We start from the raw sequence: 12,920 nt of genomic DNA on the forward strand, positions 1-12,920 counted from the left end.
ACGCGACGCAGAGCCGGGACCCACAACCATGGGCCCCGGCTCTGCAGCGCAGCGCTACGCGCCGCACTTGGTCCGGGGCGAGCGCCTGCCGACGCGTGACGAGCTACGGCGCCTTGCAAACGAAACTCGCGGCGTCCTCGCTGTCGCCCTGGCCGGAATACGCGGCGTAGCTCGGATAAGGGCAGAGCGGTCGCGTGCGGCCTGGGCTCCAGGACACGGGGACTTCCTTGTTGGCGGGACTGGCCGACGCGATGATGCGGTCGGGCGCCTTGCCGTTCTCCACCCAATCGGTTAGCGCGGCCAGCGCATCGAACTTGTCCAGGGTGACGCCGCCACCGCAATGCGTTTCGCCGGGAATCGCGAACAGGCGCGCGACCGTGTCGGCGTGCCCCTGCAGGTTCTTGTTCAGCCGATCGTACCAGCGGATGGTGTCGTTCACCGAGAACACTGGATCGGCCTGGCCGTGATAGATCAGCATCTTGCCGCCGGACCTCTGGAGCGATGCGAGTTTGGGATCATCGATGTCGGGCGGCGTCATGAAGTCCATGGCCGATTCCGTGAAGGTCGCGTCCTTGGCGAAAATCTTCGGCGCGTCCTTGTCGAAGTCATAGGCCTTCAGTGCCTCGACCAGCTTCTCATTGCTGCCTTCGACCACGACTGGCGGTGTCGAGAAGATGTAGTTCAGCGACGCTGCGCCCATGGTGGCGATGATCGGATAGTTATTCCAGGGCGCGACAGGGCTCTCGACCTTCCAGGTGCGCCAATTGCCCGTGCCGATGCCACCATCGAGAGGCCAGTCGGAATAGAGCGCCTCACCTTTCGAATTCTTCGGTCCGGCGAGGCTCATCTTCAGGGCGTCGACCTTGGCTTCGGACAAGCAGGTGCTGTTCTGCCCCGGCGCGCAGACCAAGCTCTTGAGATCGAAAGCCTTCTGACAGGCCGCGAGATTGGCCGTCAGCCCATCCTTGACGCCGTCGAGCGCATCGCAGGCCTCCGTAATGCGAGAGGAAACGAGCTGAGCGTCCTCCTTGGTGATGGACTTGCGCAGATCGGGATCAGCTTTCAGGAAGGCCTGCACGTCCCAGGCGTGCTGGATCGCAGCGCGCGGAAGGTCGAAGCCAGGATTGCCGACGAGGAACCCGTCGTAATTTTCCGGCATGCGCGACGCCGCCACCATGGCATGACGCCCACCGTTCGAGCATCCCGCCATATAGGAGCGATCCGGCTTGCGCCCGTAGTGAAGGGCAATGATTTGCTTTGCGACCGGCGACAGCGTCATGTCGGCGGCATAGCCATAGTCGCGCCGCGCCTGCGGATCGAGGCCGAACGCCGCGCCGGCAGTCAGGCCCAGCGACTTGTTCGCCGGGTCCGAGCCGGAATGACCACTGTCCGACGACAGCACGGCAAAGCCGCGCGCCAGTGGCACTTTGCCACCGAAGGCTAACCCCTCGGGCAGGCTGCCAAGAGCGGGCACGATCACGCCGTCATTGCCGCCATTCACCTGATGCAGGAAGCGGCCGTTCCACTCGGCCGGCAATCGCAATTCGAACCCGATCGCGTAGGATTTCCCATCGACGCCGGTGCGCTGGTTGGCAAGGCCCGTCACGATGCAATGCTTCGGGAGACCGTTGGCCGCGTCCTGCGTTTTGGACCCGGTGATCTCGACACCGGAGATGCCGAGCGAAGCGGTGGCGACCGGCGAGCAGGCCTCGCCCTCGGCCCGAGCCAGCGCGGTCGATGCCAGAAGCGCGGCCAGCGCGACGGTTGATATCAAGCCAGTCCTCATGGCGAACCTCCCTATTTAGTTATATCTTATAATTATTACCTCCATTTCCTAGTTTGGCAAGTACCGCCGAACGGCGTCGGTACAACACCTTTTACTTCACCAGCTCGCATCCGCCTTCCGCCAGCGGGCGGAACGCCTGATCGGCGGGAATGGTCGAGACCAGCTTGTAATAGTCGTACGGATATTTCGACTCCTCCGGCTTCTTCACCTCGAACAAGTACATCGGATGCACGACGCGACCGTCCTGGCGGATCGTGGTGTCACCGAACAGCTTGTCCTTGCCCTTGAACTTCTTCATCTCGGGCACGACCTGCTTGGCATTGTCGCTGCCGGTGGCCGCGACGGCGTTGAGATAAGCGAGCGTGGAAGCATAGACGCCGGCCTGGTTGCCGCTCGGCATCTTGCCGTTCATGCCGGGCCGCGCGGCAAAACGTTTTGCAAATGCGCGGGTGTCGTCGTTCATGTCCCAGTAGAAGGCTTCCATGAGCTGGAGGCCCTGCGCCACCTTGATGCCCATGCCGTGAACATCGTTGATGAAGAGCAGGAAGGCGACGAGCTTCTGCCCGCTCTGCTGGATGCCGAACTCGGCGGCCTGCTTCACCGCGTTGATGGTATCACCCCCTGCATTGGCGAGCCCGATCACCTGCGCCTTCGAGCTTTGCGCTTGCAGCAGGAAGGAGGCGAAATCGGAGGTGCCGAGCGGATGCTTGGACGAGCCCAGCACCTTGCCGCCGTGTCCCTCGATGTATTTCTGCGCCTCCGCCTCGATGCCCTTGCCGAGCGCGTAATCGACCGTGAGGAAATACCAGTCCTTGCCGCCGCGCGACATCATCGCCGCAGCGGTGGTGTTGCCGGTCGCCCAGGCATCGTTGACCCATTGGATGGTGTTGGGCGAGCAGGCCTTGCCGGTGAGATCCGAGCTTGCGGTCGAGGACGCAAGGAAGGTCATGCGGCTGTCGCGCAAGAGTGCGTTGATGGAGAGGCCGACGGCCGAGTTCGGCACATCGACGATGGCATCGACGCCCTCGACATCGAGCCATTTGCGCGCGATGGCGTTGCCGACATCGGCCTTGTTCTGGTGATCGGCATAGACGATCTCGACCTTGATGCCCTTAGCCCCGCCGTTGAAATCTTCCGCGGCCATGCGCGCGGCCTCGACCGAGCCCATGCCGTTGGTGTCCTGGAAGATGCCCGAGATGTCGTTGAGCACGCCGATGCGCACGACGTTGTCCGATATTTCCGCGCTCGCCGCGCCGGTCACCAGGCTCGCGGCCAGCGCGAGCGTCCAGTTCAGATGCTTCATCATTCCCTCCCCTGTGTTGGTTGCCGGCCGTTGCCGGCGAATCGAGAATCAGATCTGCCGCTCCGGCAGTCTCAGCACGAGCCCGTCGAGCTCGGACGTAACGGTGATCTGGCAGGACAAGCGGCTGTTCGGCCGCCGCTCGGCGGTAGTGCCGTCGAGCAGCGCGTCCTCATCGTCGGCGATCGTCGGGAGGCGCGCGAGCCAGCTCTCGTCGACATAGACGTGGCAGGTTGCACACATCGCATTGCCGCCGCATTCGGCCAAAATGCCCTCGACGCCGTGACGGGTCGCGGCCTGCATGGCGCTCTCGCCGCCTGAAGTCTCGACGCGGTCGGGCTTGCCGTCGGCATGGATAAAGATGATGGCGGGCATCAAGACTCCTCGTCAGGCCGGGGTGATGGTGACCGGCAGGCTGTCGAGCCCGCGCAGCGTGTTGTTGAAGCGGCGCTTCGGCTCGCCGGTGATCTCGATCTTCGCGATGCGGCGCGCCAGCGCCGTCAGCATCACCTCGCCCTCGAGGCGGGCGACGAGCTGGCCGACGCACATGTGGATGCCGGAGCCGAAGCCGACATGGCCGGAGGTGCGGCGGGTGATGTCGTAGCGGTCGGGGTCGTCCCAGCGCCTGGGATCGCGATTGGCAGCGGCGAGGAACATCAGCACCTTCTCGCCCTCGCCGATCTTCGCGCCGGACAGCTCGACCTCCTGCGTCGTGGTGCGGAAGAAGGTCTGCACCGGGCTCTCGAAACGCACCGCCTCCTCGAAGGCCCCACGGGCCAGCGAGAGATCCTCGCGTAGGCGCTGCCACTGATCGGGGAAGCGCGCGAGGCAATAGACGGCGGCCCCGATGCCGTTGACGGTGGTGTCGAGTCCGGCCGACAGCAGCGAGCGCACCAGCAGCGGCGCTTCGGTGGGCGTGATAGCACCCTCGTCGACCTGCGCATGAATGCAGGCCCCGAAGCCGCCGGGTGTCAGATTCTCGCGCTGGCACTGCTCGGCGACATAGGCCTGGTGCGGCATCGAACGTTCGATCGCCTCCTGGCGCAACTGGTTGGGTGGACCAAAGGCGTTGAACACGACGCTGGCATAGGGAATCAGATGCTCGCGCCCCTCCGGCTTCAGGCCGAGCGCATCGGGGAAAATCGACAGCGGATAGGCTTCGGCAAGATCGGTGATCGCGTCGAAGCTGCGCTTGTCGAGCAGCGCGTCGACCCGTTCTTCCGCCGCCGCGGCAAAACGATCGCGCACCTGCTTCATCACCGTCGGCGACAGCACCTTGGACAGCACGGCGCGGGTACGGGTGTGCGCGGGCGGATCGGCCTCCAGGATCAGGCTCGGCGGCCGCCACGGCGTTTCCTTCTTGAAGTCGGACAGCCCGACGCCGCGGCTGGAGCAGAACGTCGCCGGATCGTTCAGCACCGCGTGGACCTCGGCATAGCGCGCCACGCCATAGACCTTCCATTTGTCGAGATAAACCACCGGACCGGCCTCCCGCAGCAGCTCATGGGCGGGATAGGGATCGGCAAAGAACGTCATGTCGAAGGGATCGACGTCGAGATGCGGGACGCCCGATCCCGCGGAGCCGGATGCGGTCATGGAAGACCTCCCTCATTTTGATCTTGTGAAAGGGCAGCGCATGCCCTTAGGTCTTTGGGCCCGCCGCGAGTCAGAAGCCCGATATGCCGCCGTCCTCGACCAGAGCCCGCCAAAAGCCCGCGCCCAATGATGCGGGACCGACGCTCGATCTCGACCGTTACGTCCCGGCGTTCATCACCTTCATCGCCAACAAGCTCTCGAACAGCGCGACCGCATTCTATCAGCGCGAGTTCGGCGTCAACGTCACCGAATGGCGCATCATGTCGCTGCTGGCGATCGAACCCGGCATTCCCGCCTCGCGCATTTGCCATGTGATCGGCTTCGACAAGGGGCCGGTGAGCCGGACCCTGGCCGGCCTCGAAAAGCGAGGGCTGGTGTCGATCCGCACCGACCCGAATGACGGCCGCACCCATTCGATCTCGCTGACGGCAAAGGGCCGCGCTACGCATGACAAGGTGATCGTGGCCGCGTTCGAGCGCGAGCGGCGACTGTTGTCCTGCCTGAGCAAGGACGAGCGCGAGGTGCTGATCGACCTCCTCCGCCGGCTTCATGAAAATCTCGGCACTGTGACGGACAGCAGCCACAGCTGACGCGCCGCGTGGCGGACACGCCCTGTCTTCAGGCATGGGTCGGCATTTGCCGACGGCACCATCTCTGCCGCGCATTGTTTCCTCCAGAAAAGAACGCAGCGGTTCGTCCGCCGTCAACTTCGTCCGAAAGGGTTCGCATAAATTAGTTGCTAAGGCAACAAAAGAATCGGCAAGATAATGCGGCAGGGTTACTGGCCCGGTTTGCGAACGCCCCGCTTTTCCCCGTCATTGCGAGCGCAGCGAAGCAATCCAGATTCCTGGTCTGGATTGCTTCGTCGCAAGGGCTCCTCGCAATGACGACGTGGACCGAGCGCGCCTGACGTCGCCTTGTCAGTCTGGCTACAACCCGATCCACGCCCCCGACGCATCGTCGTTCAGCCGTGCCACCGCCTCCGCACGGCGCGTCAGCACGGCGCGCTGGTTGATGTAGCCCTTGTCGGTGATCTCGCCGCCGTCGACCGACGGCGGCTCGGCGAGCAGCAGCGCGCGGGTGGCGTGACCGGAGGAGTTGGCGCTCTGCTGTTTCAGCTTCGCCAGACCCTGCGCGATGGCACTGCGGACCTTGTCCTGCGCCAGCACCTCGCTCACGTCCGCCGTCTCGGGCAGGCCGGCATGGGCGCGGCAGGCCGCAAGATTCGGGAATACCAGGAAGCGCACCTCGTCACCGCCGTGACCGGCGACGACGATGTCCTGAGCCAGCGGCGCCAGCGCGGCGATGCCGGCAACGCGCAAGCCGCCGACGCTGACCCATGTGCCTGAGTTGAGCTTGAAGTCTTCGGCAACGCGGCCGTCGAAGAACAGGCCGCGCTCGGGACGTGCGCTATCGGCAAGCTTCACGGCGTCGCCGATCAGGTAGAAGCCCTCCGCGTCGAACGCCTGCTTCGTCAGCTGCGGCGCCTTCCAATAGCCGGGTGTGACGTTGGGTCCGCGCACCCGCACCTCGAGCTTGTCGCCGGAGGTGACGAGCTTCAGCTCGGTGCCGGGAATGGGCACGCCGATGTTGCCGGAGCGTTCGGCAAGGAAATGACAGTCGGTGGCGAGCGGTGAGGTTTCCGTCGAGCCCCAGGCCGAGACCATCGGCAGCGCGCGGCCGACCGTCTGATGCGAGAGCTCTTCGAGCGCATCCCACAGATTCTGCGGCAGCGCGGCGCCGGCGTAGAAGGCGAATTTCACCTCGCCGAAGAAACGGCGGCGCAACTCCTCGTCGCTGCGCAGCGCCGCGATCAGCATGTCGAAGCCGCGCGGCACGTTGAAATAGACCGTCGGCATCACGCTTTTCAGATTGGCGAGCGAGGTCGCGAACAGGCCGGGCGCGGGCTTGCCGCCGTCGATGTAGAGCGAGCCGCCGTTGCGCAGCACGAGGTTGAAATTGTGGTTGGCGCCGAAGGTGTGGCTCCAGGGCAGCCAATCGAGAATGACGAGATCGCGGCTCTGTTCGAGGAAGGTCCAGGTCTGCGCCTTGGCCTGCTGGCTCGACGTCAGCATGCGCTGGGTGTTGATGACCGCCTTGGGCGTGCCGGTCGAGCCCGAGGTGAACAGGAATTTTGCAATCGTGTCCGGCGTGAGTGCAGCGAAGGCTCTTGCGACGTCGGGCGTCTCGGGCGTTGCCGCAATGGCGCGGAACGCCAGCGCGTCGGCATCATCGGCGTTGCCGCTGATGATCTGCGCGTTGTGCAGCGGCTTGATGGCGGCCAGCGCTGGTGCAAACGGCTGGAGCGCAGAGACGTAGATTGCGCCGGGATCGAGCAGCGTAATCATGCTCTTGAGCTTGTCGAAATCTTTCGACATCAGCGAATAGGCCGGCGAGATCGCCGCCGAGGGCACGCCGACATGCTGGGCGGCGAGCGCGAGCAGCGCATGATCGATGCTGTTGTCGGAGAGGATCGCGAGCGGGCGGTCCACGCTGAGCCCTTGCGCCAGGATCCAGGACGCGGCGGCGCGCACCTTCCGCAGCGCCTGCGCATAGGTAACGGTGGTCCATGGCATTTCGACCTTGCCGCGTTCGGCCAGGAAGATCGTATCCGGCCTTTGCTGCGCCCATTGCTCCAGCCAATCGCCGGTGCAGCGCGCAAACTCGCCGAGAGGCTCGGGCGAGCGCAGAACGATGCTGCCGTCGGGCCGATGCTCCGCGACGGTCCTGGGCGTTGCGAACAGGCCGGCAACGTCACCATGTGAGGCGACTGTCATGTGCTTCCTCCTCCATCCCGGATACAGGATCGGCCGCAGCCTCGTTCCGGGCCGCTTTGTCGATAATGTTGGGCATGACAATTGTTGTCGTCAACAACAATCTTTCGCTTCGAGCCCAAGGGCGCTAGGGTTGCACGACAGGAGACACGACGTGACAGCCACAGCATCCCGGGCCGACGGCCGCCACGCCCCGCGCAAGCGCGCCGGCAACGGCGCAGCACCACGCGATGGCGCCGACGACGTCGGCCTCGACGCGCTGGTCGGCCACGCCGGCTATGCGGTCCGGCGCTTCCAGATCTGGATCTTTCAGGACTTCATCAAGACGCTCGGCGAAGTCGACATCAGGCCGACGCAGTATTCGGTGCTGACCGTGATCGGCGCCAATCCGGGCCTGTCGCAGATGGCGGTGGCAAAACGCCTCGGCATCGAGCGCGCCCGGCTGGTGCACCTGCTCGACAGCCTCGAACAGCGCAAGCTGGTGAAGCGGATCAAGTCGAAAGAGGACCGGCGCTCGCATGCGCTGCACCTCACCGCGCAGGGCGAGACGGCGCTCGAGAAGTTCAAGCGGCTCGCGGCCGAGCACGAGCGGCACGTCGAGGCGAAGATCGGCAAGGAGAACCGGGCCCAGCTGCTCCGGATCCTTTCCGGCTTCACCTGATCTCGGCTGCCTATGATTTGGGCAGATAGGCCACTGAAGCGACCGGCCGAGCGCCGGCCGAAATGCCCCCCAAGCCACTGATTGCGCGATAAGATCCGGCACGATCATCCTGCCCGGATTCTGTACACAATGGCACATCGCTTGCTTCACTCCTGATGAAGACGAATTGCCGGAGTTTTGCCGCCATGGGGGCCGAGCAGCCTGAAACGATCGCCGCGATTGTGGCCTCGCACCGCGCGGGCCGGCTTTCGCCGGCAGAGACCATCGCGCGGACCTATCGGCGCATCCGCGAACACGGGGATCCTGCCGTGTTCATCAGCCTGCACGAGGAGAAGGACGCGCTCGCGGAAGCGGCGAAGCTAGCGGCCCGGGCGAATGCGGCCAGCCTGCCGCTTTACGGCGTGCCGGTCGCGGTGAAGGACAATATCGACGCGCTGGGCTTTCCGACCACCGCGGCCTGTCCGGCTTTCTCCACCACGCCCACACACGACTCGACCGCCGTCGAACGCCTGCGCGCTGCCGGGGCGATCATCATCGGCAAGACCAATCTCGACCAGTTCGCGACCGGCCTCGTCGGCGTCCGTTCGCCTTACGGCATTCCCCGGAATTCGATCCGCGAGGATCTCATTCCCGGCGGCTCGAGCTCGGGCTCGGCCACCGCGGTCGGCGCCGGGCTGGTGCCGCTGTCGCTCGGCACCGACACCGCCGGCTCGGGCCGCGTGCCGGCGATGCTCAACAACATCGTCGGGCTGAAGCCGAGTCTCGGCATGATCTCGACCGCCGGCCTGGTGCCGGCCTGCCGCACGCTCGACTGCATCTCGGTGTTCGCACTCACGGTGGACGATGCCGCGCTCGCGCTGTCGGTGATGGCCGGCCCCGACCAGGCCGATCCATTCTCGCGCGACCGGCCGCTCGGCGCGATCACGCCGATGCCGGCGAAGCTGCGCCTGGGCGTGCCGCGCAACGGGCAGCTGATCTTTTTCGGCGACAGGAAAGCGGAAGCCGCCTACAGCGATGCGCTGAAGCGATGGACCGCGCTGGGGGCAACACTGGTCGAGTTCGACCTCGAGCCATTCTACGAGACGGCGCGGCTGCTCTATGAGGGGCCCTGGGTTGCCGAGCGTTACCTCGTGATCAAGAACCTGCTGGCGTCCGCGCCAGACACGATCCACCCCGTCACGCGGGAGATCACCGCGGCCGGCGCGCGGCTCACCGCGGCGGAAACCTTCTCGGCGCTCTATCGCCTGCAGGGCCTGCGCAAGATCGCCGAGCGAACGTTCGCCAACATCGACGCGCTGGTGCTGCCGACGGCGCCGACGGCCTATACGACCGCGCAGGTGCTGGCCAATCCGATCGAGCTCAACAGCCGGCTCGGCACCTACACCAACTTCGTCAACCTGCTCGATCTCTGCGGCCTCGCCGTGCCGGCTTCGATGCGCAGCGACGGCATTCCGTTCGGCATCACGCTGCTGGCGCCCGCAGGGCGCGACGCGCTGCTCGCGAGCATCGGCCGCGTGTTCCATGCCGATACGAAACTGACGGTCGGCGCGAAGGGGGTGGCGCAGGCCCCGCTCGCGCCACTCCCGACCAGCAGCGACGACGAGATTCCGATCGCGGTCGTCGGCGCGCATCTCTCCGGCATGGCGCTGAACGGCGAGCTGACGGCGCTGAACGCATGCTTGATCGAGGCCACCAGGACGGCCGCCGACTACAAGCTCTATGCGCTTCAGACCACGCCGCCGAAGCCGGGCATGCTGCGTGTCGAGACCGGCAAGGGCGCTGCGATCGAGCTGGAGATCTGGTCGTTGTCGTCGTCCGCCTTCGGCAAGTTCGTCAACGCGATTCCTGCACCGATGGCGATCGGCACCGTGCGGCTTGAGGATGGACGGAGCGTGAAGGGATTTTTGGTCGAGCCGGAAGTGCTGGGCGATGCGCGGGATATCACCGCCTACGGCGGCTGGCGCGCGTATATGAAGGAAGCTGCGGCAAAGCAGGTCTCGTAGGGTGGGCAAAGGCGCGCTCTTCGCGCGCCGTGCCCACCATCACCATAAGGTGGGCACGGCGCTTCGCGCCTTTGCCCACCCTACGGCACCGAGCGTGTACCCTACACCGACACCGCGTAGATCTCGTACTCCCCGCGCACCAGCTCGATATGCGCGCGCATGGCGGCGGCAGCGCCCTGCTTGTCGCCACGCATGATGGCGACGACGACGCGGTCGTGCTCGGCTTGCGACTTGGCGAGGCGGCCGAGGTTGCGGAACTGGGCGCGGCGGAACGGCTGCACGCGGACGCGGGTCGCAAGCGTGATCTCGGCGATGTAGCCGTTCTGCGAGCCGGCATAGATCGCATTGTGGAAGCGCTCGTTGACTTCATGGAAGCGCTCGGGATTGCCGGCGTAGCTCAGCACCCGCAGCTCCTCGTGGATGGCCTCCAGCCCGTGACGCTCGGCCGCCGACATGCGTTCGGCGGCAAGGCCCGCGCACAAGGCCTCGAGCTCCGCCATCGCCTCGAACATGCCCTTCAGCCGCTCGATGGATGGCTGCGCCACCACGGCGCCGCGATGCGGCCGCGCCTCGACGAGGCCGCTTGCCACCAGCTGGCGCAACGCCTCGCGCACCGGCGTGCGCGAGACGTTGAAGCGCCGCGCGATGTCGGTCTCGTCCAGCGGCGAGCCCGGCGCCAGAGTTCCCCGCACGATCTCGTCGGCAAGCTGCAGCCGCAGCTCCTCGGCGCGCGTGACCTTCAGCAGCGACGGCGATGCACGGTCGACGCGCGGCACCACCGGCTCGGCCGGCAATGTGCCCTGCGGAAGATCATCAAGCGTCATACGGTCTCTTTCGGCTCGTCGATGATGCTGACATGAGCGGCGACGACGCGCCAGCCCTCCGGGAAACGTATCCACGTCTGCATCTGCCGGCCGACCTTGCCGGGAGCCGTATCGCGATAGAACAAGGTGGACGCCACGGCCGTGTCGCGGCCGTAGCTGGTGATCACGGTCTTGGCGGTGCGGCGGTTGAGGCCGACCGGCGAACGGCCGGCGCGGAAACCGGAGATTGCCTCGTAGCCGTAGAGGTTCTCGCCGATGCCGTAGCGCAAGGTGCGCAGGTCGTTGCGGAACAGCTCGCCGAGCACGGCGACGTCGTTGCTGACGAGAGCCTGCTCATAGCGCTCGAACGCGGCTTTGACTTCCGCGATCACATCGGGGAGATCGATCTGCATCTTAAAACCCTCTCGGCGCGGGCGCGGCGACGACGCCCATCTTTTCCAATGCGTGCGCGACGCGCAGCGCGATGTCCTCGCGCCAGGGCGCGCAAATGATCTGCACGCCGATCGGCAGCGGCTCGAGCGGCACGGGAACCGCGACCACCGGCAGGCCGATGAAGGAGATCGGCTGGGTGTGGATGCCGATATTGGCGCGCACCGGCAGCTCGACACCGTCGAGATTGAAGTTCACCTGACCGAGCTTTGGCGCGGTGCAGGGCGTCGCGGGTGCCAGCAGCACGTCGACCGATCCAAATATCTCGGCGAGTTGCGCGCGATACCAGCGGCGGAATTTTTGCGCGCGATCGACCAGCGCGGCCGGGACCATGGCGCCCGCGATCAGCCGGTCGCGCACCGCCGGGTCAAAGTCGTTCGGGCGCTTGCGCAGGCGATCGAGATGCAGCGAAGCGCCTTCGGTGGTGGTGATGACATAGGCGGCGGCGCGGGCGCGCGAGGCTTCGGGGATATCGACCACTTGCGTTGCGCCCAGCGCCTTGGCGACGCGGCTGACGGCTTCGACCGCTTCCGGAAACACGTTCTTCTGGAAGTGCCCGCCGGCGATCGCAAAGCGCAGACCGGAGATGGACTCATCGAGCAGCGGCGTGACGGGCTCCAATCCGCGCGTTGTGCAGGCGCCGTCGTCTGCGTCCGGCCCCTGCATCGCGTCGTAGGCGAGCGCGAGATCGGCGACGGAGCGTGCGAACGGGCCGAGATGATCGAGGCTCGCCACGAACGGGAACGAGCGCGCGCGCGACAGCCGGCCGTAGGTCGGTTTCAGGCCGAAGATGCCGCAGAAGGACGACGGCACGCGGATCGAGCCGTTGGTGTCGGAGCCGAGCGCGATCGGCACCAGCGCGCCGCCGACGGCGCTGCCCGAGCCGCCCGAGGAGCCGCCGCTCATCCGCGTGGTGTCGTGCGGATTGCGCGAGGGGCCGTCATGGATGTTCTCGCCCGTGAAATCGTAGGCGTATTCGCCCATATTGAGCGCGCCGACGAGAACCGCGCCGGCCGCTTCCATCCGCTCGATCAGCGTCGCGTCGCGCCCAGCCGGCGCGAGGTCTCGGTTGATCTTCGAGCCGGCACGCGTTGGCAGGCCCGCGACATCGAACAGGTTCTTGACGGCGAAGGGTATGCCGGCGAGCGGGCCGACTTTCTTGCCCGCAACGATGTCGGCATCGATCGCGCGCGCTTTCGCGCGGGCGCGTTCGGCGGTGACGTCGGTGAAGGAATTGAGGATGCCATCATGCTGCTCGATGCGCGCGAGCGCAGCTTCGGTGGCGGCGAGTGCGGACATCTTGCCGCCCGCGACCGCACTTGCGATGTCGGAGGCCGTCATCTCTGGCTTGGCGGACATGGTGTCAGGCCGTGAAGATCGGTGCCGGCTCGGTCTCGTCCGGCAGCGCGAAGTCGTCGACCAGACGGCCAAGCCGCAGCGAGACCTCGAGGTTGGCGCGCACGGCGGGCCGCCAGCCCTCCTCGATCGGCAGCGCCAGCGCCTTCGATACGGCGTCGATATAGTCGTCCAGGGGTTCGGCCATCACG

The 12,920-nt window shown here is 66.0% G+C and carries 12 protein-coding genes; 3 read left to right on the top strand and 9 right to left on the bottom strand.

Annotated elements, in window-relative coordinates:
• Nucleotides 1-103: 103 nt before the first annotated feature.
• From ACNJYA_RS37135 to ACNJYA_RS37150, 4 genes are all read right to left on the bottom strand, one after another.
• Nucleotides 104-1,786: a tannase/feruloyl esterase family alpha/beta hydrolase gene (locus tag ACNJYA_RS37135; RefSeq protein WP_439401727.1), complete on the bottom strand. Its 1,683-nt coding sequence runs from the start codon at nucleotides 1,784-1,786 to the stop codon at nucleotides 104-106.
• A gap of 91 nt (nucleotides 1,787-1,877) precedes the next feature.
• Complete coding sequence (locus ACNJYA_RS37140) at nucleotides 1,878-3,089, bottom strand: ABC transporter substrate-binding protein (protein ID WP_172786233.1); 1,212 nt, start codon at nucleotides 3,087-3,089, stop codon at nucleotides 1,878-1,880.
• Between the two features lie 48 nt (nucleotides 3,090-3,137).
• A complete protein-coding gene (locus ACNJYA_RS37145) occupies nucleotides 3,138-3,461 on the bottom strand; it encodes a 2Fe-2S iron-sulfur cluster-binding protein (protein WP_439401728.1) in 324 nt (107 codons plus the stop codon).
• A 12-nt stretch (nucleotides 3,462-3,473) separates the two neighbouring features.
• Nucleotides 3,474-4,682 carry a cytochrome P450 gene (locus ACNJYA_RS37150; protein WP_439401729.1) on the bottom strand — a complete coding sequence of 403 codons (1,209 nt, stop codon included), beginning with the start codon at nucleotides 4,680-4,682 and terminating at the stop codon, nucleotides 3,474-3,476.
• 83 nt (nucleotides 4,683-4,765) lie between these two features.
• Between ACNJYA_RS37150 and ACNJYA_RS37155 the strand changes: the two genes are divergently transcribed.
• Complete coding sequence (locus ACNJYA_RS37155) at nucleotides 4,766-5,272, top strand: MarR family winged helix-turn-helix transcriptional regulator (protein ID WP_271502527.1); 507 nt, start codon at nucleotides 4,766-4,768, stop codon at nucleotides 5,270-5,272.
• Nucleotides 5,273-5,611: 339 nt separating this feature from the next.
• Here ACNJYA_RS37155 and ACNJYA_RS37160 read toward each other — a convergent pair whose 3' ends face one another.
• Nucleotides 5,612-7,459, bottom strand: coding sequence for a feruloyl-CoA synthase (locus tag ACNJYA_RS37160; protein ID WP_439401730.1), 1,848 nt, complete (start codon nucleotides 7,457-7,459; stop codon nucleotides 5,612-5,614).
• A 151-nt stretch (nucleotides 7,460-7,610) separates the two neighbouring features.
• On the opposite strand from ACNJYA_RS37160, the gene ACNJYA_RS37165 reads away from it, so the two are divergent.
• Together ACNJYA_RS37165 and atzF are read left to right on the top strand one after the other, a co-directional pair.
• Nucleotides 7,611-8,117 carry a MarR family winged helix-turn-helix transcriptional regulator gene (locus ACNJYA_RS37165; protein ID WP_439401731.1) on the top strand — a complete coding sequence of 169 codons (507 nt, stop codon included), beginning with the start codon at nucleotides 7,611-7,613 and terminating at the stop codon, nucleotides 8,115-8,117.
• A gap of 185 nt (nucleotides 8,118-8,302) precedes the next feature.
• On the top strand, nucleotides 8,303-10,120 hold the full coding sequence (gene atzF / locus ACNJYA_RS37170) for an allophanate hydrolase (RefSeq protein ID WP_439401732.1): 1,818 nt from the start codon (nucleotides 8,303-8,305) through the stop codon (nucleotides 10,118-10,120).
• Nucleotides 10,121-10,221: 101 nt separating this feature from the next.
• Here the strand turns inward: atzF and ACNJYA_RS37175 are convergent, their stop codons facing one another.
• From ACNJYA_RS37175 to ACNJYA_RS37190, 4 genes are read right to left on the bottom strand one after another with little or no spacing between them, the layout of a single operon-like run.
• Nucleotides 10,222-10,944, bottom strand: coding sequence for a GntR family transcriptional regulator (locus ACNJYA_RS37175; RefSeq protein ID WP_172786170.1), 723 nt, complete (start codon nucleotides 10,942-10,944; stop codon nucleotides 10,222-10,224).
• Complete coding sequence (hpxZ, locus tag ACNJYA_RS37180; protein ID WP_212255984.1) at nucleotides 10,941-11,336, bottom strand: oxalurate catabolism protein HpxZ; 396 nt, start codon at nucleotides 11,334-11,336, stop codon at nucleotides 10,941-10,943. Before hpxZ ends, ACNJYA_RS37175 begins: the two co-directional genes overlap by 4 nt.
• 1 nt (nucleotide 11,337) lies before the next feature.
• Entirely contained in the window at nucleotides 11,338-12,732 is a 1,395-nt protein-coding gene (locus tag ACNJYA_RS37185) for an AtzE family amidohydrolase (protein WP_439364877.1), read from the bottom strand.
• Between the two features lie 4 nt (nucleotides 12,733-12,736).
• Nucleotides 12,737-12,916, bottom strand: coding sequence for a DUF4089 domain-containing protein (locus ACNJYA_RS37190; protein WP_172786172.1), 180 nt, complete (start codon nucleotides 12,914-12,916; stop codon nucleotides 12,737-12,739).
• Between the last annotated feature and the right edge of the window lie 4 nt (nucleotides 12,917-12,920).

The organism is Bradyrhizobium sp. BLXBL-01 (genome assembly GCF_051853025.1).
In the GTDB taxonomy this organism is placed as follows: domain Bacteria; phylum Pseudomonadota; class Alphaproteobacteria; order Rhizobiales; family Xanthobacteraceae; genus Bradyrhizobium.

Bases quoted from the DNA above. Each gene is read 5' to 3' on its own strand.
- ACNJYA_RS37135 (WP_439401727.1), bottom strand. From the start codon at position 1,786: ATGAGGACTGGCTTGATATCAACCGTCGCGCTGGCCGCGCTTCTGGCA.
- ACNJYA_RS37140 (WP_172786233.1), bottom strand. From the start codon at position 3,089: ATGAAGCATCTGAACTGGACGCTCGCGCTGGCCGCGAGCCTGGTGACC.
- ACNJYA_RS37145 (WP_439401728.1), bottom strand. From the start codon at position 3,461: ATGCCCGCCATCATCTTTATCCATGCCGACGGCAAGCCCGACCGCGTC.
- ACNJYA_RS37150 (WP_439401729.1), bottom strand. From the start codon at position 4,682: ATGACCGCATCCGGCTCCGCGGGATCGGGCGTCCCGCATCTCGACGTC.
- ACNJYA_RS37155 (WP_271502527.1), top strand. From the start codon at position 4,766: ATGCCGCCGTCCTCGACCAGAGCCCGCCAAAAGCCCGCGCCCAATGAT.
- ACNJYA_RS37160 (WP_439401730.1), bottom strand. From the start codon at position 7,459: ATGACAGTCGCCTCACATGGTGACGTTGCCGGCCTGTTCGCAACGCCC.
- atzF (WP_439401732.1), top strand. From the start codon at position 8,303: ATGGGGGCCGAGCAGCCTGAAACGATCGCCGCGATTGTGGCCTCGCAC.
- ACNJYA_RS37175 (WP_172786170.1), bottom strand. From the start codon at position 10,944: ATGACGCTTGATGATCTTCCGCAGGGCACATTGCCGGCCGAGCCGGTG.
- hpxZ (WP_212255984.1), bottom strand. From the start codon at position 11,336: ATGCAGATCGATCTCCCCGATGTGATCGCGGAAGTCAAAGCCGCGTTC.
- ACNJYA_RS37185 (WP_439364877.1), bottom strand. From the start codon at position 12,732: ATGTCCGCCAAGCCAGAGATGACGGCCTCCGACATCGCAAGTGCGGTC.
- ACNJYA_RS37190 (WP_172786172.1), bottom strand. From the start codon at position 12,916: ATGGCCGAACCCCTGGACGACTATATCGACGCCGTATCGAAGGCGCTG.